This window comes from Sphingomonas trueperi (assembly GCF_040545665.1).
Classification (GTDB): domain Bacteria; phylum Pseudomonadota; class Alphaproteobacteria; order Sphingomonadales; family Sphingomonadaceae; genus Sphingomonas; species Sphingomonas trueperi_B.
Genome location: NZ_JBEPMH010000001.1, coordinates 40,368 through 64,734, shown reverse-complemented (window position 1 = coordinate 64,734; position 24,367 = coordinate 40,368). Strand labels below are relative to the sequence as shown.

The 24,367-nt window shown below is 68.7% G+C and carries 21 protein-coding genes; 13 read left to right on the top strand and 8 right to left on the bottom strand.

Annotated features, from left to right (window positions below; genetic code table 11):
• Nucleotides 1–161: 161 nt before the first annotated feature.
• The 5 genes from ABIC65_RS00310 to ABIC65_RS00290 form a co-directional block, all read right to left on the bottom strand.
• Nucleotides 162–860 (bottom strand): CatB-related O-acetyltransferase, encoded by a 699-nt coding sequence (locus ABIC65_RS00310; RefSeq protein ID WP_354306226.1) that lies wholly within the window; start codon nt 858–860, stop codon nt 162–164.
• A gap of 185 nt (nt 861–1,045) precedes the next feature.
• Nucleotides 1,046–1,852, bottom strand: coding sequence for a transporter (locus ABIC65_RS00305; protein ID WP_354306225.1), 807 nt, complete (start codon nt 1,850–1,852; stop codon nt 1,046–1,048).
• A 66-nt stretch (nt 1,853–1,918) separates the two neighbouring features.
• Nucleotides 1,919–2,401, bottom strand: coding sequence for an OsmC family protein (locus ABIC65_RS00300; RefSeq protein ID WP_354306224.1), 483 nt, complete (start codon nt 2,399–2,401; stop codon nt 1,919–1,921).
• Nucleotides 2,398–2,793: an OsmC family protein gene (locus tag ABIC65_RS00295; protein ID WP_354306223.1), complete on the bottom strand. Its 396-nt coding sequence runs from the start codon at nt 2,791–2,793 to the stop codon at nt 2,398–2,400. Before ABIC65_RS00295 ends, ABIC65_RS00300 begins: the two co-directional genes overlap by 4 nt.
• An 11-nt stretch (nt 2,794–2,804) precedes the next feature.
• Nucleotides 2,805–3,119, bottom strand: coding sequence for a hypothetical protein (locus tag ABIC65_RS00290; RefSeq protein ID WP_354306222.1), 315 nt, complete (start codon nt 3,117–3,119; stop codon nt 2,805–2,807).
• A 216-nt stretch (nt 3,120–3,335) separates the two neighbouring features.
• Between ABIC65_RS00290 and ABIC65_RS00285 the strand changes: the two genes are divergently transcribed.
• The 3 genes from ABIC65_RS00285 to ABIC65_RS00275 all read left to right on the top strand — a co-directional run bounded on the left by ABIC65_RS00285 (nt 3,336) and on the right by ABIC65_RS00275 (nt 5,530).
• Nucleotides 3,336–3,755 carry a DoxX family protein gene (locus ABIC65_RS00285; protein ID WP_354306221.1) on the top strand — a complete coding sequence of 140 codons (420 nt, stop codon included), beginning with the start codon at nt 3,336–3,338 and terminating at the stop codon, nt 3,753–3,755.
• 123 nt (nt 3,756–3,878) lie between these two features.
• Entirely contained in the window at nt 3,879–4,187 is a 309-nt protein-coding gene (locus tag ABIC65_RS00280; protein ID WP_354306220.1) for a UBP-type zinc finger domain-containing protein, read from the top strand.
• A 68-nt stretch (nt 4,188–4,255) separates the two neighbouring features.
• Complete coding sequence (locus ABIC65_RS00275) at nt 4,256–5,530, top strand: MFS transporter (protein ID WP_354306219.1); 1,275 nt, start codon at nt 4,256–4,258, stop codon at nt 5,528–5,530.
• Nucleotides 5,531–5,680: 150 nt separating this feature from the next.
• Here ABIC65_RS00275 and ABIC65_RS00270 read toward each other — a convergent pair whose 3' ends face one another.
• Nucleotides 5,681–7,885, bottom strand: coding sequence for a glycoside hydrolase family 3 N-terminal domain-containing protein (locus ABIC65_RS00270; protein ID WP_436286706.1), 2,205 nt, complete (start codon nt 7,883–7,885; stop codon nt 5,681–5,683).
• A 239-nt stretch (nt 7,886–8,124) separates the two neighbouring features.
• Here ABIC65_RS00270 and ABIC65_RS00265 point away from each other — a divergent pair, with 239 nt between their 5' ends.
• From ABIC65_RS00265 to ABIC65_RS00255, 3 genes are all read left to right on the top strand, one after another.
• On the top strand, nt 8,125–9,159 hold the full coding sequence (locus ABIC65_RS00265) for a LacI family DNA-binding transcriptional regulator (RefSeq protein WP_354306217.1): 1,035 nt from the start codon (nt 8,125–8,127) through the stop codon (nt 9,157–9,159).
• Nucleotides 9,160–9,161: 2 nt separating this feature from the next.
• Nucleotides 9,162–12,212 carry a TonB-dependent receptor gene (locus tag ABIC65_RS00260; protein WP_354306216.1) on the top strand — a complete coding sequence of 1,017 codons (3,051 nt, stop codon included), beginning with the start codon at nt 9,162–9,164 and terminating at the stop codon, nt 12,210–12,212.
• A 63-nt stretch (nt 12,213–12,275) separates the two neighbouring features.
• On the top strand, nt 12,276–13,694 hold the full coding sequence (locus tag ABIC65_RS00255; protein ID WP_354306215.1) for a glucoamylase family protein: 1,419 nt from the start codon (nt 12,276–12,278) through the stop codon (nt 13,692–13,694).
• Here the strand turns inward: ABIC65_RS00255 and ABIC65_RS00250 are convergent.
• Complete coding sequence (locus tag ABIC65_RS00250; protein ID WP_125977593.1) at nt 13,691–13,909, bottom strand: hypothetical protein; 219 nt, start codon at nt 13,907–13,909, stop codon at nt 13,691–13,693. The two genes, ABIC65_RS00255 and ABIC65_RS00250, sit on opposite strands and share 4 nt — an antisense overlap.
• A 273-nt stretch (nt 13,910–14,182) precedes the next feature.
• Between ABIC65_RS00250 and ABIC65_RS00245 the strand changes: the two genes are divergently transcribed.
• From ABIC65_RS00245 to ABIC65_RS00215, 7 genes are all read left to right on the top strand, one after another.
• The gene (locus ABIC65_RS00245) at nt 14,183–14,935 is read left to right on the top strand and encodes a dienelactone hydrolase family protein (RefSeq protein WP_354306214.1); all 753 of its coding nucleotides are present in this window, start codon (nt 14,183–14,185) and stop codon (nt 14,933–14,935) included.
• A gap of 114 nt (nt 14,936–15,049) precedes the next feature.
• The gene (locus ABIC65_RS00240; RefSeq protein ID WP_354306213.1) at nt 15,050–17,704 is read left to right on the top strand and encodes a glycoside hydrolase family 2 TIM barrel-domain containing protein; all 2,655 of its coding nucleotides are present in this window, start codon (nt 15,050–15,052) and stop codon (nt 17,702–17,704) included.
• A gap of 47 nt (nt 17,705–17,751) precedes the next feature.
• Nucleotides 17,752–18,519, top strand: coding sequence for an ATP-binding cassette domain-containing protein (locus ABIC65_RS00235; protein WP_354306212.1), 768 nt, complete (start codon nt 17,752–17,754; stop codon nt 18,517–18,519).
• On the top strand, nt 18,516–20,039 hold the full coding sequence (locus tag ABIC65_RS00230; RefSeq protein WP_354306211.1) for an ABC transporter permease/substrate-binding protein: 1,524 nt from the start codon (nt 18,516–18,518) through the stop codon (nt 20,037–20,039). The genes ABIC65_RS00235 and ABIC65_RS00230 overlap by 4 nt, the downstream gene beginning before the upstream one ends.
• A 224-nt stretch (nt 20,040–20,263) precedes the next feature.
• Nucleotides 20,264–20,569, top strand: coding sequence for a hypothetical protein (locus tag ABIC65_RS00225; RefSeq protein WP_354306210.1), 306 nt, complete (start codon nt 20,264–20,266; stop codon nt 20,567–20,569).
• 2 nt (nt 20,570–20,571) lie between these two features.
• Nucleotides 20,572–21,624, top strand: a complete 1,053-nt coding sequence (gene mdtN / locus ABIC65_RS00220; RefSeq protein ID WP_354306209.1) for a multidrug transporter subunit MdtN — start codon at nt 20,572–20,574, stop codon at nt 21,622–21,624.
• Nucleotides 21,608–23,479: an FUSC family protein gene (locus tag ABIC65_RS00215; RefSeq protein WP_354306208.1), complete on the top strand. Its 1,872-nt coding sequence runs from the start codon at nt 21,608–21,610 to the stop codon at nt 23,477–23,479. Before mdtN ends, ABIC65_RS00215 begins: the two co-directional genes overlap by 17 nt.
• On the opposite strand, the gene ABIC65_RS00210 is transcribed toward ABIC65_RS00215, so the two are convergent.
• Nucleotides 23,442–24,257, bottom strand: coding sequence for a hypothetical protein (locus ABIC65_RS00210; protein WP_354306207.1), 816 nt, complete (start codon nt 24,255–24,257; stop codon nt 23,442–23,444). The two genes, ABIC65_RS00215 and ABIC65_RS00210, sit on opposite strands and share 38 nt — an antisense overlap.
• Nucleotides 24,258–24,367: the final 110 nt, after the last annotated feature.

Genomic DNA, 24,367 nt, shown 5'->3' with positions numbered 1-24,367 from the left:
GTCATCGTCCGAAGTTCAGGGAGTCTAGGACGTTTCGCCCGCGCACACGGGCAGGTTGGGATGGCATGAAAGGCGCGTGAGCCAGTAACGCGGTCAGCTGATCACCAACAGAGGGTATAATCCGACGCCTACGGATGCCGGCCTTCAATACTTCGCGCTCTTCAACCTGGGCCGATATTCACCGATTCCGTTGGCAACCTTGCCACCTCTTTCAAGCGCAACGCGTTTTCGAGTGCGGCCAGGAACGCGTCTGGCTCCACCGGGACCGCGCTCAGCGCGGATAGATCAAGGTCCCACCAGCGTAGGCGTAGGAACCTCTCTATGAGGTCGTCGTCAAACCTATAGCGAACGATCTTCGCTGGCGCGCCAACGACAACCGCATAGTCTGGTACGTCACGAGTGACGACAGCACCCGCACCTATGATCGCACCATTGCCGACGGTGACATTGTCATTGATGAGGGCGCCACGCCCGATCCAGACATCGTTGCCGATGGTCGTTCTCGGGAGACCGGGCCCGGCTTCAACTGGTTCGTTCAAACTGTTGCGCATCACTCCGAACTGATGGTGCCAGGTAAACTGACTGCCGCCCTTTACGGCAAGCGGGTGTGTGCTGAAGAGGTCCGTCCGGTGATTACCGAGCCCGATACAGACATCGGGACCGATAGAGCAGTATCTTCCGACGTCCGCATAGTGAAGGAACAGGTTCGCCCCATAGGTGAAAGCTCCGATGCTGCACGAGCCGATGGCTACGAGGCTATCCAGCTGGATGGGACTTTCGGTCGCAAAATGCGGGATGTGGCCCTGCGCTATGATTATACCGACCCCCCGCAACGTCGACCTAAGCTCTTCTAAATTCATCGAAACTCCTGTTCGCCACAAGGAGTACCCGGCGCTGGCCCAACCCCTATCCGCCGACACGGTAGTATAGCGGGGATAAGAGATCCATCGAGCGCGCAGCGGCTTTCGTAAGCTACAAGCGGGAAGCATGATTTGAATGACGACAGGTAGGGCAAAACAGCCCCCGGCCCCGCCGCGTCCACCTGCTAGAACAGTACCGCCCCGCCCGCGACCAGCCGCACGTCCGGGGAGTCGTGGTTCAGCCCCGCCACCGCGAGCAGGTCGAGCTGCAGCACCTTGGTCGGACGCCACGCCGTCGACAGCGCGGCGAGCGCATGGGTCTCGTGCCCCTGGGGATCATTGTCGCGCTCCAGCGAGAGCTCCGCCGTCGTCGTCACCTTCTCGCTGAGCTTGTAGCGCAGGCTGGTGATGCCGCTGTAGGCGAAGTGCCGGCCCTGCCCGCTCTCGTTGGCGGCGGCGTCGGCCTCGCCGGTGAAGGCGATGGCGAGCTTCTCGGTCAGGTCATATTGCACCGGCACGATCGCGCCGGCGGACCAGGTGCCGTCGCCGATCGGCGACTTGCCGGTCGGCGCGGTCACGAACCCCTCCACGCCCGCGGAGAAGGGCTTGCCCTTCTCGCCCGCGAGGTGCTGGCGGATCGCGAAGCGCAAATCCCCGGTGCCGCCCACGGAATCGATCGCACCGCTCGCCTTGTCGCGGGTGCGGTCGTGGCCATAGCCGGTCCAGCCCAGCTGCACCTCGGTCTTGGAGCCCACGCCTGCGCGCACCAGCAGATCGGCGGCGACGATCCGGTCCTCGCGCTGGTCGGCGGTGTCGTCGCGCTCCCAGTCGACGAACGACGCCTCGACATGGACGCGGCCCGGCTCGGTGGTGCAGCTCGACCCGCCGATGCTCGGGCGGGTCGGGCAGAAGCGCGGATCGTCGTCGGCAAAGGCATTGCCGGCCGCGAGCAGCGCCGTCGTAAGTCCCAATATCCGTGCAGTGCGTACCATGTCGTCCCCCCGAAGCTATTGGAGGGCCTAACGATGGCATGTCGGAAATGTTTCGATACACAAGCCTCAGGCGTCGCGGATCGCATGCTCCAGATCGGCGGCATGCGCGGCGGCCGGCTCAGTGGGCGCCGCGGCGTCGGCGAGTTCGGTCTCGACGCGCGCGCCACCGGTGAGCGTGCGGTGCACCGGGCATCGATCGGCGATCTCGAGCAACCGGGCGCGCTGCGTGTCGTCCAGGTCGCCCTCGATCTCGATGCGACGGGTGAACAGGTCGGCCGGCTGGACGCCTGCCTGGCGCTGATGCCCGGCAAGCGTGCGGATGCCGGTGACCGGCCAGCCCTTCTGCAGCGCGTAGACCCGCAGCGTCATCGTCGTGCAGGCGGCGAGCGCCGAGGCGAGCATCTGATAGGGCGTCGGCCCCGTCCCCATGCCGCCGACCGACACCGGCTCGTCGAGCATCAGCGCCACGCCCGCGACCTGCACCGCCACCTGGAACTTGCCCGCGCCGGTATCGCGCGCGATCGCGTCCAAGGCCACTTCGCTGCTCATGCCGTCTGCTCCGCCAGTTTGGTCTCGATCGCGATACCCTGCTTGAGGGTCAGCGTCACTGGGGTGCGCTCGGCGATCTCGGCGAGCCGTGCCTTGGCGGCCGCGTCGGGACCGGCGATCGTCAGCACGCGTCGGATGTGGCGCTCCTCGGGCTTGCCGAGGATCCGCAGGTCGACATCGAGCGCGTCGATCCGCCAGCCCTTGCGGTCGGCGTACATGCGCAGCGTCATCGCGGTGCAGGCGCCGAGCGCGGCGAGCAGCAGTTCGTAGGGCGCGGGGCCGGCATCGGTGCCGCCATTGCTCGGCGGCTCGTCGGCGAGGATGGCATGGCTGCCGGCCTGGATCTGCGTCTCCATGGCCTCGGCGCCGATATGGGCGGTGGCGTGCAGCATGGTCGTGGCCCTCAGATCGCCAGCAGTGCGATCGCTTCGATCTGCGCAGGGTTGAAGCCATGATCGGCGAGCACCGGCACCAGATGCGCGGCGGGCTGGCGCTGGCGGCGCGTGGTGCAGACGAACTGGCGGATCGCCTCCAGCCGCGGGTTGGCGAGCGGCGTCGGGCGGCGGGCACCGAACAGCGTGTCCGCGACGCGGCCGAGCAGCGAGGGCTTTTCGGTTGCCGCCACGGCGCTGCAGCCGCAGGCCGCGGCGTCCTGGAAGGCGACCGAGACGGCGGCCCATTCGGTCTGGCTGAGTTGGGGTGCTGCGGTACGATCCATCGAAACCTCCTGTGTTCGGCCGTTTCTAGCCCGGCGCCACACTTCCGATCAGCCGGATAGTTTCGACGCTTTCGTTCGACAGACTTGAATAGCCTCTTTTCGATATAGTCGAACGTATGGGACGACTTTATTCCAGTTCTCAGGCCATCTCGCCGGGACCATCTTCCGGTCACCAGGCGAGGCAGATCGGTCCCCGCCCTCATTCGGAGACACATCATGGCTACCGCACCCTATTCGCACACCGCCACCCCTACCAAGGTACAGTCGGCCCTGCCGCTGGTCGGCCGCATCGGCATCGCGGCGATCTTCCTGCTCAGCGGCCTGTCGAAGCTCGCCGCGCCGGCTGCCACGATCGGCTACATCGCGTCGTCGGGCCTGCCCCTGCCGCAGCTGGGCTTCGCGATCGCGCTGCTCGTCGAGCTGGGCGGCAGCATCGCGCTGATCCTCGGCTACCGCACCCGGATCGTCGCCGCGATCCTCGCCGCCTTCTCGGTCGCGACCGCGCTCGCCTTCCATTCGGCGCTGGGGGACCAGAACCAGTTCATCCACTTCTTCAAGAACATCGCGATGGCCGGCGGCCTGCTGCAGGTCGTCGCGTTCGGCGCCGGCGGCTGGAGCCTCGACGCTCGCCGCTAAGTAGACAGCAAGCCGCGTAAAATGGGGTCGCACCATCGGTGCGGCCCCTTTTTGCGTCCCCATCCTCACGTACAGGCGACCCTGCGCTGGGCCTACGCTAGACCCTCGTTCAAGGAGATCGCCATGACCCGCTGCTCGCACATGAATTCGGAAACGGTCCGCGAAGTCACGCCCAGCGCCAAAGGGTGCGAGGAGTGCCTCAAGACCGGGAGCTGGTGGGTGCATCTTAGGCTGTGTCGCGAGTGCGGCCATGTCGGCTGCTGCGACCAATCGCCCAACCGCCATGCCACCGCGCATTTCCACGAGACCGGCCACCCAATCATGGAAGGCTATGACCCGCCCGAAGGCTGGGGCTGGTGCTATGCCGACGGCATCGAGGTAGACCTGCCCGACCAGACCGCACAGCTGGGACCGATCCCGCGCTTCTTCTGAATCCGTCCCGTGGACAGGCGCAGGCCGGGCGCTAAGACGAGGCGGATGCTCGCGCAGCCCTTGCCTCGATGACCCCGCCCGCCCCGGCATCCCGCACCGCACTGCTACTGTTCGGCGCGGGCGACTTCGCGTTCAATCTCTACTGGCAGGCGGTCAATCTCTACCTGCTGTTCTTCTATATCGACACGCTGCGGCTGGCCCCGGCGCTGGCCGGCACGCTGTTCCTGGTCGGCGCGACCTGGGACGGTGCGGCGGACTTCGTCGCGGGCGTGGTCGCCGAGCGGATGCGGCGACCCTATCGCTGGCTGATCGGCTGGGGCGCCGTGCCGCTGGGGCTCGCCTTCGTCGCGATGTTCGCGGTGCCGGTGGGCGGCTGGGCGACGGCGCTGGCCGCGCAGCTCGGCTTCCGCACGCTCTACGCCTTCACCAACATTCCCTATTCGGCGTGGACGACCCGGCTGGCGGGCACCAGCGCCGAGCGGTCGCTGCTCGCCGGGCTGCGGATGATCTTCGGCGCGGTCGCCGCCACGCTTGTCGCGGGGACGCTACCAGGGCTGGTGCGGACGCTGGGGAGCTACGGCGCGGCAAGCGCGCTGCTCGCGGCGCTCGGCGTGCCGCTGCTGCTGGCGATCGCGTGGAAGGTGCCCGAGCGCCGGCCATCGGAGGACGCGGCGACCCGTCCGGCGATCGGCCCGGCGCTGGTGCTGCTCGCGCGCAACCGTGCGTTCGTCGCGCTCAACCTCGCGGCGGCGGCGGGTGCGGCGGCGGCGGCGCTGACGACGCAATCGGTGCTCTATTTCTTCCGCTATGTGCTCGCCGACGATCCCGCCGGGCCGCAGGCGTTGGCGGCGATGGCATTCGCCAGCCTCGTCGCGACGCCGCTCTGGACGATCGCCGCGCGGCGGGCCGGGGCGCGGGCTGCATGGCTGGCGGCGTGCGGGCTGGCGCTCGCCCTGCCCGCCTGCTTCGTGCTGCTGCCCACGCCCGGCGTCGGCGCGGCGACGCTGTTCCTGCTCGGCATGCAGATCGCGTTCGCAGGGTTCGGGCTCGCCGCCTGGACCTTGCTGCCCGACAGCGTCGACTGGGGTGCGGCGCGAAGCGGCGTGCGGGTGGAAGCGATCGCCTTCGGCACCTTCGCGCTTGCCCAGAAGGCGGCGCTGGCGGCGGCAGGGTTCGCGATCGGGGCAATCTACCAGGCCAGCGGCTTCGTCGCGGGGGCGCCGCAAGGGGCGGCGAGCCTGGCGGCGATCCGCTGGCTGATGCTGGCGGGGCCGGCGGTGCTGCTGCTCGGCGCGCTGGCGGCGGTGCTGGCGCTGCCGCTCAGGCGGGATACGCTGGCCTGACCTATCCTCCCCCGCCAGGGGGAGGTGGCGCCGAAGGCGACGGAGGGGGAGGATGCCAGAACCTCACGACCGTCGTGCTTCCTCCCCCTCCGACCCGCTTTCGCGGGCCACCTCCCCCTGGCGGGGGAGGATACGCTGCCAATGCTATAGCTAGATCAGCTCGAAGCTGCCGGACACGCCTTCCGCCTCCGCGGACGGTGCAATCCAGAGCTGGAACTTGCCGGGTTCCACCGTCGGCTTGAGCGCCTGGCCGATGAACAGCAGGTCGGCGCGGGTGAGCGTGAACTGCACCTGCTTGCGCTCGCCCGGCTTGAGCGCGACGCGGCGGAACGCCTTCAATTCGCGCACCGGTCGGGTGACGCTCGCCGCCACGTCGCGGATATATAGCTGCACCACTTCCTCGGCCGCACGCGACCCGCTGTTGGCGATGGTCGCCGAGACGACGAGCTTGCCGTCCGCCGTCAGCCTGCCGCCGCCGAGATCGAGGTCGCTGTACGCGATCTCGCCATAGGTGAGCCCATGGCCGAACGGGAACAGCGCCTGGTTCGGAAACTCGCGGTAATGCGTCTTATATTCCTGCAGCGGACCTGCCGGGTTGGGGCGGCCGGTCGGCTTGTGGTCATAGTGGTACGGCTCCTGCCCCGTCGCCTGCGGGAACGAGACCGGCAGCCGCGCGGAGGGGCTGACCACGCCGAACAGCACGTCGGCGATGGCGGGGCCATCCTCGGAACCCAGGAACCAGGTGACGAGGATCGCCGGCGCCTTGAGCACCGCGCCCTCCAGCGCCAGCGCGCGGCCGTTGCGGAGCAGCACCACCAACGGCTTGCCGGTCGCCGCCACCGCCTCGGCCAGCGCCATCTGCGCCGGGGGCACGACGATCGCGGAACGCGACTGCGCCTCGCCCGACATGCGGGCATGCTCGCCCACCGCCAGCACCACCACGTCGGCGGCCTGCGCCGCGGCCACCGCCGCCTCGATCCCGCCCGGGATCGGGCAGTCGAGCCCGGCGCCCTCGGTAACGCTCACCAGCGACGGATCCTTGACCAGCGCCTTGACGCCGGTCGCGAGATCGACCGCCTCGGCATCGGTGCCATAGACGTTCCAGGTGCCGATCAGGTCATGGAGCCCGCTGGCGAAAGGCCCGATCAACGCGATCTTCTTGCCCGAACGCGGCAGCGGCAGCAGGCCGCCTTCATTCTTCAGCATCACAATTGAGCGCGACCCCGCCTCGCGGGCGAGCGCGAGGTTGGCGCGGGTGCGCACCCGGGCCTTCTCGCGCGCCGGATCGATGCGGCGGAACGGATCGTCGAACAGGCCGAGCTGCACCTTCAGCGCCAGCACCCGCCGCACTGCCTCGTCGAGCCGCGCCATCGGCACTTCGCCCTTGGCGATCAGATCCGGCAGGTGCTTGATGTAGAAGCCGCTCTGCATACTCATGTCGACGCCGGCCATAAAGGCGAGCTTCGTCGCCTCGCGCGCGTCCGCCGCGAAGCCATGCGCGATCAGTTCCTCGTCGGCGGTGTAGTCGGATACGACCAAGCCGTCGAAGCCCCATTCGCGGCGCAGCACTTCGGTCAGCAGCCATTCGTTGGCGGTGGCGGGGATGCCGGACAGCTCGTTGAACGAGGCCATCACCGTCGGCGCGCCGGCCGCGAGCGCCGCCTCGAAGGGCGGGAAATAGGTTTCGCGCAGCGTCCGCTCGGAAATGTCGACGGTGTTGTAGTCGAGCCCCGCCTCCACCGCGCCATAGGCGGCGAAATGCTTGGCGCAGGCGGCGACCGCGTCCGCCGCCTCGAGCCCCTTGGCGCCCTGGAAGCCGCGCACCCGCGCCGCGGCGATCAGCTTGCCGAGCAGCACGTCCTCGCCCGCGCCTTCCACGCTGCGGCCCCAGCGGGCATCGCGGGTGATGTCGACCATCGGCGCGAAGGTCCAGTCGATGCCGGCGGCCGCCGCCTCCACCGCCGCGACCCGCGCGGTGCGCTCGGCGAGATCGGGATCGAAGCTCGCCGCCTCGCCCATCGGCACCGGGAAGACGGTGCGGAAGCCGTGAATCACGTCGGCGGCGAACAGCAGCGGGATCTTGAGCCGCGATTCGCGCGTCGCCACGGTCTGCATCCGCTTGGCCATCGCCGCGCCGTTGCCGTTGAACACGCCGGTCAGCCGCCCGGCGCGCACCTCGCCCAGCTGCCCGTCGAAGTTCGATGACGCACCCGCCGGGTTGAGCGTCACCGCCGCCCCGCCCGACCAGGCGGCAGCCATCAGCGTGAGCTGCCCGGCCTTCTCCTCGACGGTCATCTTGGCGAGCAGCGACTCGACCGCGGCGGGCAGTTTCTTCGCTCCCGCCTGGAGCAGCATCGCGCGCGCCGGGCTTGCCGCCCAGGCCGCCGCCGCGCTCGCCCCGATCAATACCGCACGCCTGGAAATATGGCCGTCCTTCACGCGTTTCCTCCCACAGCGTGGCCCTACATCGGCCACCGCATCAACAATCTTGCAACCCGCTATTGCTTCATGTAACCGGTTACATCAAGAGCTTGACGCCAAGACCGGCAAACAAGCCGTCGCAACCCAAGACCCAGGAGGGGACGAAGACCGCCATGCCGAACGCAACGATCCGTGATGTCGCGCGGGAAGCGTCGGTGTCGGTCGCGTCGGTGTCGCGTGCGCTCAACGGCGCAACCAACATCCGTCCCGAACTGCGCGATCATATCCGCGAGGTCGCCAATCGACTCGGCTATGTGCCGCATGCCGGCGCGCGCAACCTGAGCCTCGCCCGCTCCTCGACGATCGGCGTGGTCGTGCCGGACCTCCACGGCGAGTTCTTCTCCGAACTGCTCCGCGGCATGGACCGCCAGGCCTCCGAACTCGGCCTCCACCTGCTGCTGATGGTGATGCACGGCGAGGCCGATCGCGGCGTCACCGCGCTGCATGCGATGCGCGGCCGGGTCGACGGACTGGTAGTGATGGCGCCGCAAATCACCTCGGACGAGCTGTTCCAGCATCTGCCGCGCACGATGCCCTCGGTGCTGGTCAACTGCGCGCCGCACGAGGGCGTGCGTCCCGAACTGCGCGTCGACAACGTTGCCGGAGCGGTCGCGGTCGTGGAGCATCTCGCCCAAGGCGGCTGCCGCCGGATCGTCCATATCGCCGGCCCCGACGACAATATCGATGCGCGCGAACGTCTGCAGGGCACCCGCGAGGCCTGTGCGCGGCTTGGACTCGAGCTGCGGGTGATCGCCGGCGACTTCCTTGAGGATTCGGGCACCGCCGCCATCGCCACCCTCCAGGCCGAGCGCGCCGATTATGATGCGGTGTTCGCCGCCAACGACATGATGGCGGTGGGCGCGCTGATGGCGCTCAAGCGCGCGGGCGTCGCGGTGCCCGAGCAGGTGGCGGTGGCTGGGTTCGACAACATCCCGCTAACCCGCCTGATCTCGCCGGCGCTCACCACCGCCAGCATCGACATTGCCGAATTCGGCGCGCGTGCCGTGGTGCGCCTCGCCGGACTGATCGATGGCGCCCCGGACGACACGCTCGAATGGCGTGCGCCGATCGTCATCGCGCGGGAATCGACCCGCCAACACCCCAAAAACACAACAGAAAACCCGATCCGCCGGGGAGATAGAGAGTAACCATGAACAAGCTAGTTTTGCGTTCCGCATTGCTGACGATGACCGTGCTGGGCAGCGGTGCCCTGCTCGCCCCCGCCCCCGCGATGGCCCAGGTCGGCCAGGCATCGCTGCGCGGCACGATCACCGCGCCGGCGAACAACCCGGTCACCGAAGTCACCGCGATCGAAGTGTCGACCGGCATCCGCCGCAGCGCGACCGTCCGCGCCGACGGCACCTACAACTTCGCCTCGCTGCGCCCGGGCACCTATCGCCTCGAGATCAAGCTGGAGAACGGCGTGCGCAATTCGGATGCGTTCACGCTGCGCGTCGGCCAGAATGCCGGGCTGGACCTCGACCTGTCGACGACCACGACCGCCCCGGCCGCCGATGCCGGCGCCGCGCCCACGGGTGACGATACCGCAGCGCCCGCGACGGGCGACGAGATCGTCGTCACCGGCAATCGCATCCGCTCGCTGGACGGCGGCCAGGTCGGCATCAACATCACCCAGCGGCTGATCGAGCAGCTGCCGCAGAACAACCGCAACTTCCTTGCCTTCGCCGATCTCGCCCCGGGCGTGCGCTTCATCGAAGGGGCCAACGGCACGTCGAGCATCAAGGGCGGCGCGCAGGACAGCCGCACCGTCAACGTGTTCATCGACGGCGTCAGCCAGAAGGATTACGTCCTCAAGAACGGCATCACCGGGCAGGACAGCTCGGCGGGCAACCCGTTCCCGCAGCTCGCGATCGGCGAGTATCAGGTGCTTTCGTCCAACTACAAGGCGGAGTTCGACCAGGTCAGCTCGGTGGCGATCACCGCCGCGACCAAGTCGGGCACCAACGAGTTCCACGGCGAAGGCTTTATCGACTACACCAACCAGGACCTGCGCGCGCGCCGTCCGACCGAGCTCTTCCCGGTCGAGCGCGACAAGGTCAATTCGAACAACAAGCAGTTCGGCGTCGCGCTGGGCGGCCCGATCATCAAGGATCGGGCGCACTTCTTCGTCACCTACGAAGGCAAGCGGATCGACAGCCCCTATGACGTGCGGCCGGAGAACGGCGTCTCGACGAGCATCTTCCCGACGCAGTACCAGCAGTATTTCGGTACCTTCTCGCAGCGCTTCAACGAGGACCTGTATTTCGGCAAGATCGACCTCGAGCCGAGCGACAAGGACCTGATCGAGCTCACCGGCAAGTATCGCAAGGAATCGGGCTCGCAGATCGCGACGGGCATCAACGCGGCGAACACCGCGACGCTCAACAAGGTCGACGAGAAGCGCTTCATGCTCCGCTGGCAGCGCAGCGAGGACAACTGGATCAACGACGCCCGCGTATCCTACCAGGACACCAAATGGGCGCCGACGCCGGAAACCGTCGGCAACACCAGCTTCTTCCAGGCCTCGACGGTGAACAACAGCAACTTCACCCGCACCGACCTGCTCCGCTTCGGCGGCGGCGGCAGCCAGCAGGACAAGGGCCAGAAGGGCTGGACGGTGCAGGACGACTTCACCTGGACCGGCTTCAACGGCCACACCATCAAAGTCGGCACCAAGGCGAGCTTCATCCGCCTGCGCTCGATCGAGCAGAACCGCGCCAACCCGCAATATACCTACGACATCAACGCGTTCAGCCCCACCGGCTTCAACGACCAGGTGCCGTATCAGCTCGAGTTCGGCGTCCCCACCGGCAACGGCCCGGTCGACATCCGTTCGAGCAACTTCCAGTTCGGCGTCTATGCGCAGGACGATTGGGACGTGACCTCGCACCTGACGCTCAACCTCGGCCTGCGCTGGGATTATGAGCGCACCCCGGCCTTCGTGAACTATGTGACCTCGCAGGAGAACCTGACGGCGGTGTCGCCGGCCAACTATCCGAACCTGGTCAACGCCGACTACAACATCAACGACTTCATCTCGAACGGCCGCAACCGCAAGACCTTCACCGGCGCCTTCCAGCCGCGCCTCGGCTTCACCTATCGCATCGACGAGGCCGGCCGGTTCGCGGTGTTCGGCGGCTATGGCCGCTCCTATGACCGCAACCAGTTCGACTTCCTCCAGCAGGAAGTGAGCCAGGGCGTCTATGCGGTGCGTCGCTTCAACTTCCGCGGCGCGGATTCCAATCCCAACAACGCCTGCGTCGGCGCCGATGCGTCGACCTGCGTCACCTGGAATCCGATCTACCTGACCCCGGAAGGCCGCCAGCAGCTGCTCGCCGGCGCGACCGGCGGCGGCCGCGAGTTCCGCTTCCTCAGGAACGACCTGAAGGTTCCCTATTCGGACCAGTTCAGCCTCGGCATCCGCGGGCGCTTCCAGCAGGTCGGCCTCGAACTCGGCTATAGCCATGTCGCCAGCAAGAACGGCTTCGCATTCCTTCTCGGCAACCGCCGGCCGGACGGCAGCTTCTTCTTCAACGATCCGACGAACCCGACCGACACGCCGTCGCCGCCCTTCGGCTTCTCGCCTGCCGGCTACAACAGCATCATCCTCGGCACCAACGGGCTGAAGACCAACGCGGACTCGGTCTATTTCAAGGTCACCAAGAGCTACACCCAGGCCTCGCCCTGGAGCCTGGATGCGACCTACACCTATACCGAGGCGACCGAGAACCAGCTGGGCGAGACCTATCTGCTCGATTTCCCATCGGTCAGCGACTATCCGATGCTGCGCTCGTCGGGCGTGCCACGGCATCGGCTGGTGATGGCGGGTAGCGTCGACCTGCCGCTCGGCTTCGCGCTGTCGTCCAAGTTCCAGATCGAATCCGCGGCCTATCAGAAGGCGATCCTCAACCAGTCCAACCCGTTCCAGCGCGTGGTCGTCGGCCGCGAGGTCGATGGTTCGGGCGGCGGCTGGGGCCGGCGCCAGCTCGACATGGCGCTGACCAAGTACGTGCCGATCCACTTCATCAGCGATCAGACCCGCCTGCGCTTCCGCGTCGACGTGCTGAACGTGTTCAACGACTACAACTACATCACCTTCAACAACGACCCCGCCTCGCAGGATTGGGGCGCGCGCAGCAGCTATGACGTGGGCGGCAACCCGCCGCGCACCTTCAAGCTGTCGGTCGGCTACTCCTTCTGATCCCTCCTACTGGGGCGGCGCATCTCCCTTGCGCCGCCCCATCTTTTTGCAGGACCCAAGTTCATGATCGATCGCAGGCAACTGCTCGGCTCCGGCGCGCTGGCGCTGGCGGGCCTCGCGGGCGCATGCTCGCAACCCGGCACCCGCATCGGCGGCACCGGCCCCGCGCCGAGCGCGGACCCGCTGATCCGCGACCTGCAGGAACGTACCTTCCGCTATTTCTGGGACACCACCGATCCCGAGACCGGCCTGGCGCCCGATCGCTGGCCCACCCCCTCCTTCGCCTCGATCGCCGCGGTGGGCTTCGCGCTGACCGCCTATCCGATCGGCGTCACCAACGGCTGGATCACCCGCGAGCAGGCGCGGACCCGAACGCTCGCCACGCTGCGCTTCTTCGCCACCGCGCCGCAGGGCGACGGGCAGAGCGACGCCAGCGGCTACAAGGGCTTTTTCTACCATTTCCTCGGCGTGACCAAGGGCCGCCGCTTCGCCCGCGCCGAGCTGTCGACGATCGACACCGCGCTGCTGCTGGGCGGCGTGCTGTTCGCGCAGAGCTGGTTCGATGCCGACGAGCCGCAAGAGGCCGAGATCCGCACGCTGGCCGACCAGCTCTATGCCGCGGTTGACTGGGCCTGGATCACCCCGCGCCCGCCCTTCGTCTCGATGGGCTGGCACCCCGAGAGCGGCTTCATCCCCTCCGACTGGAACATCTATAACGAGGGGCTGCTGCTCTATGTGCTGGCGCTGGGCTCGCCGAGCCACCCGCTGCCGCCCGAGACCTGGGCCGCCTGGACCGCGCGGTTCGACGCGCAGTGGAGCGACAAATGGGGCGAGCCGCACCTCCATTTCGCGCCGCTGTTCATCCACCAGTACAGCCATTGCTGGATCGATTTCCGCGGCATCCGCGATCCCTATATGGCGGCCAAGGGCATCGATTATTTCGAGAACAGCCGCCGCGCGGTGCGGGCGCAGCGCAACTATGCGATCGCCAATCCTGGCGGCTGGGCGGGCTATGGCGCGGACGTGTGGGGCCTGACCGCGTGCGACGGCCCCGGCGACTTCAAGCAGCGCATCGCGGGGCGCGAGCGCGAGTTCTTCAGCTATTCAGCCCGCGGACCCGATGATCGCGACGACGGCACGCTGGCGCCGACCGCGGCGGCGGCTTCGATCGCGTTCGAGCCCGAACTTGCCGGCCGCGCGGTGGCGACGATGCATGCGCGCTACGGCCGCGGCATCTATGGCCGCTACGGCTTTCTCGACAGCTTCAACCCCACCCTGACCCGCGCGACCGCGCCGCTCAAGCATGGCAAGATCGTGCCGGGCATCGGCTGGGTGGACGGCGACCATCTCGGCATCGACCAGGGGCCGATCCTGCTGATGATCGAGAATTTGCGCACCGGCCTCGTCTGGGAGGTGATGCGCCGCAACCCGCATATCCGTCGCGGGTTGCAGCGCGCTGGCTTCAAGGGCGGCTGGCTTTAATCGTCCTGCCGGTCGGTCTTCTTGGGTGCGACCCAGACATGGACCGGCACGACGACCTTGCCCGGCGCGGGCTTGCCGATGTCGACGCGGCTGGCCTGAACCAGTTCGCCGTTCGAGAGGGTGAAGGACGCCCAGGGCTTGGGCATGCGGTTGAACGTCATCTTCTGGATGGGTTCGCCGGTGTTCGAATTCATGATGGTTGCAATGACAGGCATGCGCCTGCCGCTATTCGGGCGGGCGCAGGCCTGTCCAGCGGGGGCGCCGACGAATCTGTGGATAGCGCGCACGCATTATGGCGCGATGCACTCCCTAGCCCTCGTCATCCCGGCGAAAGCCGGGATCCAGTCGCCTCCCGGTGCCAGCAAGCGCCGCGAAGGAGCGCCAATGGATCCCGGCTTTCCCCGGGATGACGGCTGGTAGCGCAGTTTGGGTTCCTCTCCGCGCCCTCTCGTGTAAAGCCGCCGCCGAACCGGCAAAGGGAGCAGCCCATGATCATCCGCAGCGACGAGACCCAGGATATCGAAGTCCCCGGCGGCGGCACGATGCGGATGCACCTGTTCCGCCCGGCGGTGGAAGGGCGCTTCCCCGGCGTGCTGCTCTTCTCCGAGATCTACCAGGTCACCGCACCGATCCGGCGGCTGGCGGCGATGCTCGCGGGCAACGGCCTGCTCGTCGCGGTGCCGGAGGTCTATCACGAATATGAACCGGCCGGCACGGTGCTCGCCTATGATCCCGCAGGCACCGATCGCGGCAATGCGCTCAAGATCACCAAGCCGGTCGCCGCCTTCGATGCGGATGCCGCCGCGGCGCTCACCGCGCTGGCGGCGCACCCCGCCTGCTCGGGCAAGCTCGGCACCTTCGGGGTGTGCCTGGGCGGGCACCTCGCCTATCGCGCCGCGCTCGATCCGCGCGTTGCGGCGGCGGCGTGTTTCTACCCCACCGACATCCATTCGGGCACGCTCGGCGAAGGCCGCAGCGACGACAGCCTCGCGCGGATGGCCGATCTGAAGGCCGAACTGCTGCTCGTCTGGGGGCGCCAGGACCCGCACATCCCCTTCGCCGGCCGCGAGGCGATCCGGGCGCGGCTGGAAGAAGTTGGCGCGTCCTATGCCTGGCACGAGTTCAACGCGCAGCACGCCTTCCTGCGCGACGAAGGGCCGCGCTACGATCCCGCGCTTTTCCTGCAGGCGATGGCGCTGACGCTCGACTTTTACCGACGGACGCTGGCTGGCCCAGTATAAATCCGGGTGATGCATTTGCATCCATGCGATGCTCTTGATTGACAGGCCACCGCCATGCGAGTGGTATGACCAATAAGGCGCCGTCCGAGCGGTCGCCATGGGAGAGACATCGCGATGCGCACCCCTTCTGCTCTGGCCACACTCCTGCTCTCGTCCGTCGCGATCGTGGCGCCGGTTTCTGCCGAGGCGCAGACAAGCGCCGAGCCCCGCGCGACGATCGATCTTTCCACCGGCTGGCGCTTCCATTTCGGCGATGCGGATGCCAGCCCCGCCGCTCCCGGCTTCGACGATGCGGCCTGGCAGCCGGTATCGGTGCCGCATACCTGGAACAAGGTCGGCACCTATGCCGTCACGCGGGCCGCCGATGCCGACATGCGGCAGGGCCAAGGCTGGTATCGGCGCAGCCTCACCGTGCCGGCCGCGCTGAACGGGCGGCGGCTGTTCCTGGAATTCGACGGCGTTTCCAAGATCGCCGATGTATGGATCAACGGCCAGCATGTCGGCCGCCATGCCGGTGCCTTCGGCCGCTTCCGGATCGACGTGACCGCCGCGCTCAAACCGGGCGCCAACACCCTCGCCGTCCGCGCCGACAACAGCGCCTCGGCCCCGGGCAGCAGCACCGAGCATGTGATTCCGCTCGGCGGGGATTTCTTCGTGCAGGGCGGCATCTATCGCGGGGTGCGGCTGATCGCGGTGGAGGATGCACATATCGACCTTGCCGACCATGGCGGGCCGGGCGTGTATCTGCATACGCCCAAGGTCTCGGCCGAGCGCGCCGAGGTCGCCGCCAAGACGCTGCTGCGCAACCTCGGCACCCGCGCCCGCACGCTGACGCTCACCACCACGATCCAGGACGCGACCGGCAAGCCCGTCGCCACCGATCGTGCGCCGGCCGCGCTCGCCCCCGGCCAGGCGCTGGCGGTGGAGCGCAGCCTCACCGTGCGTACGCCCCACCTCTGGCAGGGCCGCGCCGATCCCTATCTCTACCGCGTCGTCAGCGAGCTGCGCGACGGGGCCCGGGTGATCGACCGGCAGGTTCAGCCGCTCGGCATCCGCAGCTTCGCCTTCGATCCCAATCGCGGCCTGATCCTAAACGGCAAGCCGACCCCGCTCCACGGCGTCTCGCGCCACCAGGACGTCGGCGGCAAGGGCTGGGCGCTGTCGCCCGAGGACCATGCGCGCGACATGGCCTTCGCGCTCGAGCTCGGCGCCAACACGATCCGCCACGCGCACTATCAGCACGCGCAGGAATGGACCGAGGCGGCCGACAAGGCGGGCATGGTGGTTTGGGCCGAACTTCCCTTCGTCCATGAGGCCAATGTCGAGCCCAGCCTGCCGCCCGCGCCGGAGACCATCGCCAATGCCGAGGAGCAGCTGCGCGAGCTGATCCACCAGAATTACAACCACCCCTCGATCCTGCTCTGGTCGGTCGGCAACGAGGCCGATATCGGCGCGGCGATCGATGCGATGCGGAAAGGCGGCGGCGGAAAGCCCGCCCAGTCGCGCGCGATGCTGGAGCAGCTCGATCGGCTGGCGCGCGCCGAAGATCCGAGCCGCCCCACCGTCTATGCCGATTGCTGTGAGGACACGCCCTCGATCCTGTCGATGCAAGGATCGCCCAGCCTCAACGGCGTCACGCAGGTGATGGGCCTCAACCGCTATTATGGCTGGTATTATGGCGCGCTGGACGGTGTGGGCCCGGCGCTCGACGCGCTCCACGCCAAGCACCCAACGCTGCCGATGGGCCTGAGCGAATGGGGTGCCGGCGGCGCGATGACCCAGCATAGCGACAATCCGCGCGGCGGCCCGGTCGCCGCCTATGGCCGCCCGCAGCCCGAGGAATATCAGAGCCTCGCGATCGAAGAGAATTGGAAGCAGATCCGCGCGCGGCCCTATCTGTCGGCGAGCTGGCTGTGGAACCTGTTCGATTTCGCCACGACGATGCGCAACGAAGGCGATGCGACCGACATCAACACCAAGGGCCTGGTCTCCTACGACCGCAAGACGCGCAAGGATGCCTTCTATTTCATCCAGGCGAGCTGGTCGGACGCGCCGGTGTTGCACCTCAACGGCCGCCGCTATGTCGACCGCGCCTATGCGGTGACCGACGTGCGCGGCTATTCCAATGCCGATCGGGTGTCGCTGTCGGTCAACGGCAAGCCGGTGGGCACGGTCGCCTGCCCCGACCGGATCTGCGTGTGGCCGGGCGTGGCGCTGGCGCCGGGGGCGAACCACCTCGTCGCCACCGCGACGATCGGCGGCAAGCAGGTCAGCGATGCGATCGATTGGACCGCGCCCGATCCGCGCAAGGGCGTGTTCATCGATAGCGGCGCGCTGGTCGGGGGCACGATGGGCGGCGACCGCTACGGCTCGGACGACTTCTTCCGCGGCGGCACGGCGAAGGTGCTCGCCGGCCGCTCGCCCTTCGCACCGCCGCCCAAGGTGGAGGGCACCGACATGCCGGCGCTGTTCGGCAGCTACCGCGAGGGCAAGTTCGGCTATGACATGCCCCTGCCCGACGGCAGCTGGACGGTGACCATCGCCAGCTTCGAGCCCGATGCGGCCAAGGGCGCCGCGCGCAGCTTTGCAGTTCTCTCCAACGGGCAGCGGGTGATCGACGCCTTTTCGCCGATGCAGGCGGCGGGCGGCGCGAACAAGGCGGTCACCCGCAGCTTCGCGGTGAAGAGCAGCGGCGGGCGGCTGGTGCTGGCGTTCGAGCCGGTCGGCGGCGATGCGGTGGTGGCGGGGATCGCGATCCGGCCCAACTGAGGCGGCGCTTTGACCTTTGCCGCGACTTTCCCCACAAGCGGAAGGAGATGCCGGACCCGTTGCGCAGCGTCGCCTTTGAAGGCGTAAGCAAATCCTATGCGAAGGGCGCGCGGGCGGTCGACGGCGTTTCGCTGGAGATCGCCGGCGGCAGCTTCGTCGCGCTGGTCGGCGCCTCGGGCTCGGGCAAGTCGACGCTGCTCAAGATGGTCAACCGGCTGATCGAGCCGAGCGAGGGCCGGGTGCTGATCGACGGCGCGCCCGTGGATGCCGAGCCGGCGCACCTGCTGCGCCGCCGCATCGGCTATGTCTTCCAGAATGTCGGGCTGTTCCAGCATCTGACCGTGGGCGAGAATGTCGCGATCGGCCTCAAGCTGGCCGGCACCAAGGACCGGCAGGCACGCGTCGCCGAACTGCTGCGGCTCGTCGACCTGCCCGAGGGCATGGCCGCGCGGATGCCCGACGCCCTCTCCGGCGGCCAGCGCCAGCGCGTCGGCGTCGCCCGCGCGCTCGCCACGTCGCCAAGGCTGCTGCTGATGGACGAGCCGTTCGGCGCGCTCGATCCCGTCACCCGCGACGCGCTGGGCAAGGCGATCCGCGCGCTGCACGAGGCGATGGGGCTCACCACCATCCTGGTCACGCATGACATGGCCGAGGCGCTGCTGCTCGCCGATCGCATCCTGGTGATGGAAGCCGGCCGCGTCGTCGGCGATGCTTCCCCCCGCGACCTGCTCGCCGGCAAGGGCGGCGCAGCGGCAGATGCGCTGGTCGCGGTGCCGCGCGAACAGGCCGAGCGGCTGGCGGCGCTCGCCCGATGACCGCCGCCTTCGCCCGCGTACCCGAATTGCTGGCGCAGCATCTGCTGCTCGCCTTCGCCGCGCTGCTGCTCGGCATCGCGATCAGCCTGCCCTTGGCGGTACTCTCCGCCCGCCATCGCGGCGTTGCCCGCGCGGCACTGGGGCTGGCGAGCCTGATCCAGACCATCCCCAGCCTAGCACTGCTCGCGCTCTTCTACCCGCTGCTGCTGTCGCTCTCCACGCTGGTCGGCGGCGGCATTCCGGCACTGGGCTTCCTGCCCTCGCTGCTCGCGCTCACCCTCTACGCGCTGCTGCCGATCCTGCGGAATGCGGTGACCGGGCTGGTCACGCTCGACCCGGCGGTGCGCGAAGCGGCGGACGGCGTCGGCATGACCCGGTGGCAGACGCTCCGCCTGGTCGAGGCACCGCTGGTCGCGCCGATGGTGATGGCCGGCATCCGCACCGCCGCTGTGTGGACCATCGGTGCCGCGACGCTCTCCACCACCGTCGGCCAGCCGAGCCTGGGCGACCTGATCTTCGCCGGGTTGCAGACGCAGAACTGGGCGCTGGTGCTCGCCGGCTGCATCGCCGCTGCGGGACTGGCGCTGGCGGTCGACGCGCTGCTCGGGCTGGCCGAATGGGCCATCGCGCACCGTCGCCGCCTGCTCATTTGGCTGAGCCTGGGCCTGCTCGCCGCCGGTGCGCTCGCCGCGCTGGCCCCCGCCTGGCCGTCGAGCCGCGGCGTTGTGACGATCGGCGCCAAGGGCTTTTCCGAGCAATATATTCTCGCCCGGCTGATCGGCGCGCGGCTGGAGGCAGCGGGCTATACCGTCCGCTACCGCGAAGGGCTCGGCTCGGGCGTCGCCTATGGTGCGCTGGTGAGCGATGCGATCGATGTCTATGTCGACTATTCCGGCACGATCTGGACCAACCAGATGCACCGCACCGATGTGCCGCCGCGCGCCGAGATCGTCCGCGGGGTTGCCGATTGGGCGAAGCGCACCAGCAACGTGACGCTGCTCGGCTCTCTGGGCTTCGAGAATGCCTATGCCTTCGTGATGCGCGGCGACGACGCCAGGCGACGCGGCATCGCGACCATCGCCGATCTCGCCAGGGTCGCCCCGTCGCTCAAGCTCGCCACCGATATCGAGTTCCTCGAGCGCTCGGAATGGAAGGCGGTGCAGCGTGCCTATGGCCTGCGCTTCGCCGAGGCGCATCCCTATCAACCGACCTTCATGTACCGCGCGCTGACCAGCGGCACCGCCGATGTGATCCCGGCCTTCTCCTCCGATGGCCGGATCGCCGCGCAGGGACTGGCGGTGCTGAAGGACCCCAAGGGCGCGATCCCCGGCTATGACGCGGTACTGCTGATCTCGCCGAAACATGCGAACGATGCGCGCTTCCAGGCGGCGCTCCGCCCGCTGATCGGCGCCGTACCGGTCGAGCACATGCGGCAGGCCAACTACCTGGTCGATCGCGATACCGATAAGCAAAGTCCGGATACCGCCGCGCGCTGGCTGGCGGATCGGCTGGCCCACTAAGGCGGGGGCAGGCCGCGCCGCGTGTAAGAGGGGGCGAACGCGCTGCGGGCCTGCTCCCGCCGCTACGCGCTCCGAGCTCTCCCAATCGGAACGGATCACCTTCTAGCCGCGGAAGCTGCGGCGAGACGTTAGCCCGGGTAAGCCGATCGCACCAACCCGGCCTCACTCCCGAAGCGCGGCGCGGACGGCGAAACCGGCCCGACAGCAACCTCGGAGACGGCGACGTGCGTGCCAGCCCCCTATCAACCCGGCTCGGCAGGCCGGACAGCATCGCGGTGCGTCTGACCGCCGCGTTCCTCGCGGTGCCGGCCGCCGGCTGCGCGCGTGGGGCGCCGTCGCTCGTCTTCTTCGGCGCCTATTTCCCGATCTGGCTGGCGTGCGCCGTGATCGGCTGCGTCGCGGCCGGCGTGGCGCGCACGCTGATGGTGGTCTCGGGCCTGTCGCACCGGCTGCCCTACCAGCTGCTGCTGTGCACCGCGATCGGCACCACCACGGGGCTGCTCGTCGCCGCGCTCTGCGTGGGGCTGTGACGATGCGCGTAGAAGGCAAGTCCCGTTTCGGCCTGGGGGCCCGGCTGGTATCGATCGCCGTCATCGTTCTCGCGGTCGCGTTCGGCATCTATGCGTTGCAGCGCAGCAGCGCCCACCCTTCCACCGACGACGCATCGATCGATGCCGAAGTCGTCCACGTCGCTCCCGCAGTGGGCGGTCGGATCGTCGAGATCGCGGTGACCGAGAACCAGCTCGTCCGCCCAGGCCAGCTGCTGTTCCGCATCGATCCCGTACCCTATCAGCAGGCCGTCGCCCAGGCACGTGCCGACCTGGCCTTCGCCCGCGCCTCGCATGCCAGCCAGAGTCGTGCGGTATCGACCCAGCGCTCCGCCGCCACCGTCGCCGCCGAGCAGATCGCGCGCGCCGAAGCCAATCTCGCGCTCGCCCGCCGCACGGTCGCGCGGCTACGGCCGCTCGCCGACCAGGGTTATATCCCTCGCCAGCAGCTCGACCAGGCCGAGACCAACGAACGGGATGCCGCCACCAGCCTGCGTCAAGCGCAGACGCAACGCCAGGGCACCGCCGCCGCGATCGACACCACCGACAGCTCCGCCGCGAACATCCAGGCGCGCGAAGCCGCGCTCGCCGTCGCCGAGCATTCGCTGGGCAACACCGTGGTCCGCGCCGACCATGCCGGCCGGGTCACTGGGCTCGCCGTCCTCTCGGGCGAGATGGTCGCCCCCGGCCAGTCGATCTTCACGCTGGTCAATGCCGACGCATGGTTCGCGGTGGGCAATTTCCGCGAGACCGAGCTCAAGCGCATCGCCCCCGGCGACTGCGCCACCGTGTACACGATGATCGACCGCACCCAGCCGATCCGCGGCGTGGTCACCGGAATCGGCGCCGGCGTGCTCGACGGCGAGCGGATCAACGTGCCGCGCGCACTGCCCTATGTGGAGAAGTCGCTCAACTGGGTGCGTGTCGCCCAGCGCTTCCCGGTCCGCGTCCGCCTGACCGCACCGCCCGCAACGCTGATGCGGCTGGGCGCGAGCGCCGTCGTCCAGATCCGGTCCGGCAGTGCCTGCAAGCACTGAGCCGCCCAGCCCGCTCGCGGCGGCCTGGGCGGCGCTCCGGGCGAACACGCCGGGTCGCCTCGCCTACGCCCTGCGGCTGACCCTGGTCTGCTGCGGCTCCGGGCTGATCGCGCTGTGGTTCGAGATCCCGGATCCAGCGCTGATCGTGTATCTCGGGCTCTTCCTCAACCGACCGGATCGGACCAGCGGCGTGATGCTGGCGGTGGTGATGCAGTTGTTCGTCACGGTGCTGATCGCGCTGCTCGTGCCGGTCACGGCGCTGCTGATCGACACCCCCTTCTGGCGGACCATGGCGATGGGCGGGCTGTCCTTCGGCCTGATGTTCCTCGGCTCGGCGAGCAAGCTGCGCCCCTTCGCGCCGACCATGGCGCTGATAACCGCCTATGTCCTCGATCTGCTCGGCAGCCTGCCGGGCGGCGAACTGGCGACGCGCGGGCTGCTCTATGCGTGGCTGTTCGTCGGGGTACCCGCCGGGGTGTCGATACTCGCCGACCTGCTGCTCGCACCGTCGCCGCGCCGGCTGGCCGGCGGGCTGCTCGCGCGGGCGCTTGCCAGCGCCGCCGACCTGCTCGACGCACCCGGCGACGCGACGCGGACGCAGTTCGAGGCGCTGCGGCGTCAGGCCGCGATCGGCGCGCCCGGGCTTCTCAAGCTCGCGCGGATGGAGGGAGCACTGCGGCCCGGAAGCGCGGCCGCCTATCGCTCGGCAGCGGCGGCCACGGCGCACATCCTCGCCGCCGTCGACCTGCTCGACCGCCAGCCCGACGCCGATCTGCGCCAAGCCCTTGCCGATGCACTCGCACCGACGCTGCGCGCGATGGCGGCGATCCTTGCGGGCGGCGGCTATCCCGTCGCCATCGATCCGCCATGCTGGCCGAAGGTACCGGCCGATCTCGCGCCCGCCCTCGCCGCACTGACCCAAGCGATCACCGGCTTCACCACCACGCCACCGCCGATGCCCGCAACGGCGCGTGCGGAGAAATCCGGCTTCTTCGCCGCCGATGCCTTCAGCAACCCGGCGCATGTCGAATATGCGCTGAAGGTCACGATCGGCGCGATGCTCTGCTACCTGCTGTTCGCGCTGTGGGACTGGCCGGGCATCCATACCGCGATGATCACCTGCTACATCGTCGGCCTCGGCACCGCGGCCGAGACTATCGAGAAGCTGTCGCTGCGCATCATCGGCTGCCTGGTCGGCGCGGGCCTGGGACTGGCGACGATCGTCTATGTGCTGCCGGCGATCACCTCGATCACCGGCATCTTGCTGGTGATCGCGGTGGGGATGTTCCTCGCCGCCTGGGTGGCGGCCGGCGATGCGCGGATCGCCTATGCCGGGTTCCAGCTGGCCTTCGCCTTCCTGCTGTGCAGCCTCCAGGGGCACGGGCCGGGGTTCGACCTCAGCGTGGCGCGCGATCGCGTGCTGGGCGTGCTGCTCGGTACGGGCATGTCCTATCTGGTGTTCACCCGGCTCTGGCCGGTGTCGGTGGCGAGTACAATCGATCCGGCGATCGCGCGGCTGGTCGCGCTGCTGCGTCAGGCGGCCGGCGCCGACGGTGCCATGCGCGAAGCGCGCGTCAGCCGGGCGATGGCCGCAGCGACGACGCTCCGCCGCTCGATGGAACTCGCCTCGTTCGAGCCGGAGCGCCTCCGCCCCGCACCCGAATGGATCGAGACGCGGCACGACCTGCTCGCACGCATCAATCGGCTGGAATCGCCGCTCCTGCTCGCGCAGCCGAGCGCAGAGGCGGAACTAGAAGCGGTCGCCCGCGACGCGGAAACGCTCGCGGCATTCCCGCCGCCGGAGAGCGACACCGCTGTCAGCTCGCCTCCGCCAATGCCGCCGGCAGCCGCGTGAGGATCTCCGCCGCGATCCGCTCCTGGGCAGCCAGATCGTCGTCGCCGGCGACATCCATGCGATCGGACCAGAGGATCTGGCCCCAACGATTGGACAGCTCCATGGCGATCCGCCGCACGTCCTGCGCGCGGCGCACCGTGCCGTGGAGCACGAGATCGGCACCGGCCTCTGCTGCGACGACGTCGAGCGAATAGCGGGTCTCGCGGAATTGGAACATGATCGCCCGCGGCGCCGCGCGGAACCGGACAGCGCGCTCGGCTGCATGGATCAGCTCGTCGGTAAGGCCGGCGGCGAACGCACGCTCTTCCCCGCACAAGGCGGTGAACGGCAGCACGGCCAGCATCGGCGCACGAAGGACCGCCTCGGGCAGCTTCGGCAGCACCGGCTCGGCCTCGACGCGCATCCGGAAGCAGGGTGCATAGCTGCCGGTCGGCATCGAAATGATCACCGCGTCGCCGGCGCCCTGGCCGCTATAATAGGCATCGAGCTTGCGCCGCAGTCGCCGCGCCTCCACCCGCACCGTGGAATCGATCCGCGGATCATAGTCGACCACGCCGCCGTAGAGTTCGATGCCGATCACCAGTTCCTTGAGCGTCGCCGCCCGCCCCGCCAGCGCCTCGTCGACGACGAAGCGGAGGAAGGAAAAGAGCTTGCCCGAGCCGGCGAACGCATGGGTGCGCAGCCGCTCCAGCTGGCCACGCACGGCATCGGCCGTGGGTTCTTCGATCAACGGTTCTTCGCCGGCACGGGCCGGCGCGGCAGGATCTGCCCGGCGCATACACAGTCTCCCCATCATGGTGATCGGGCGGCGTCGGACATGGTTGCCGATCGTCCCCCTCTGCTCGTGGCGGATACTCCAGGCCGCGACACTTCCCCACTTAACAGATG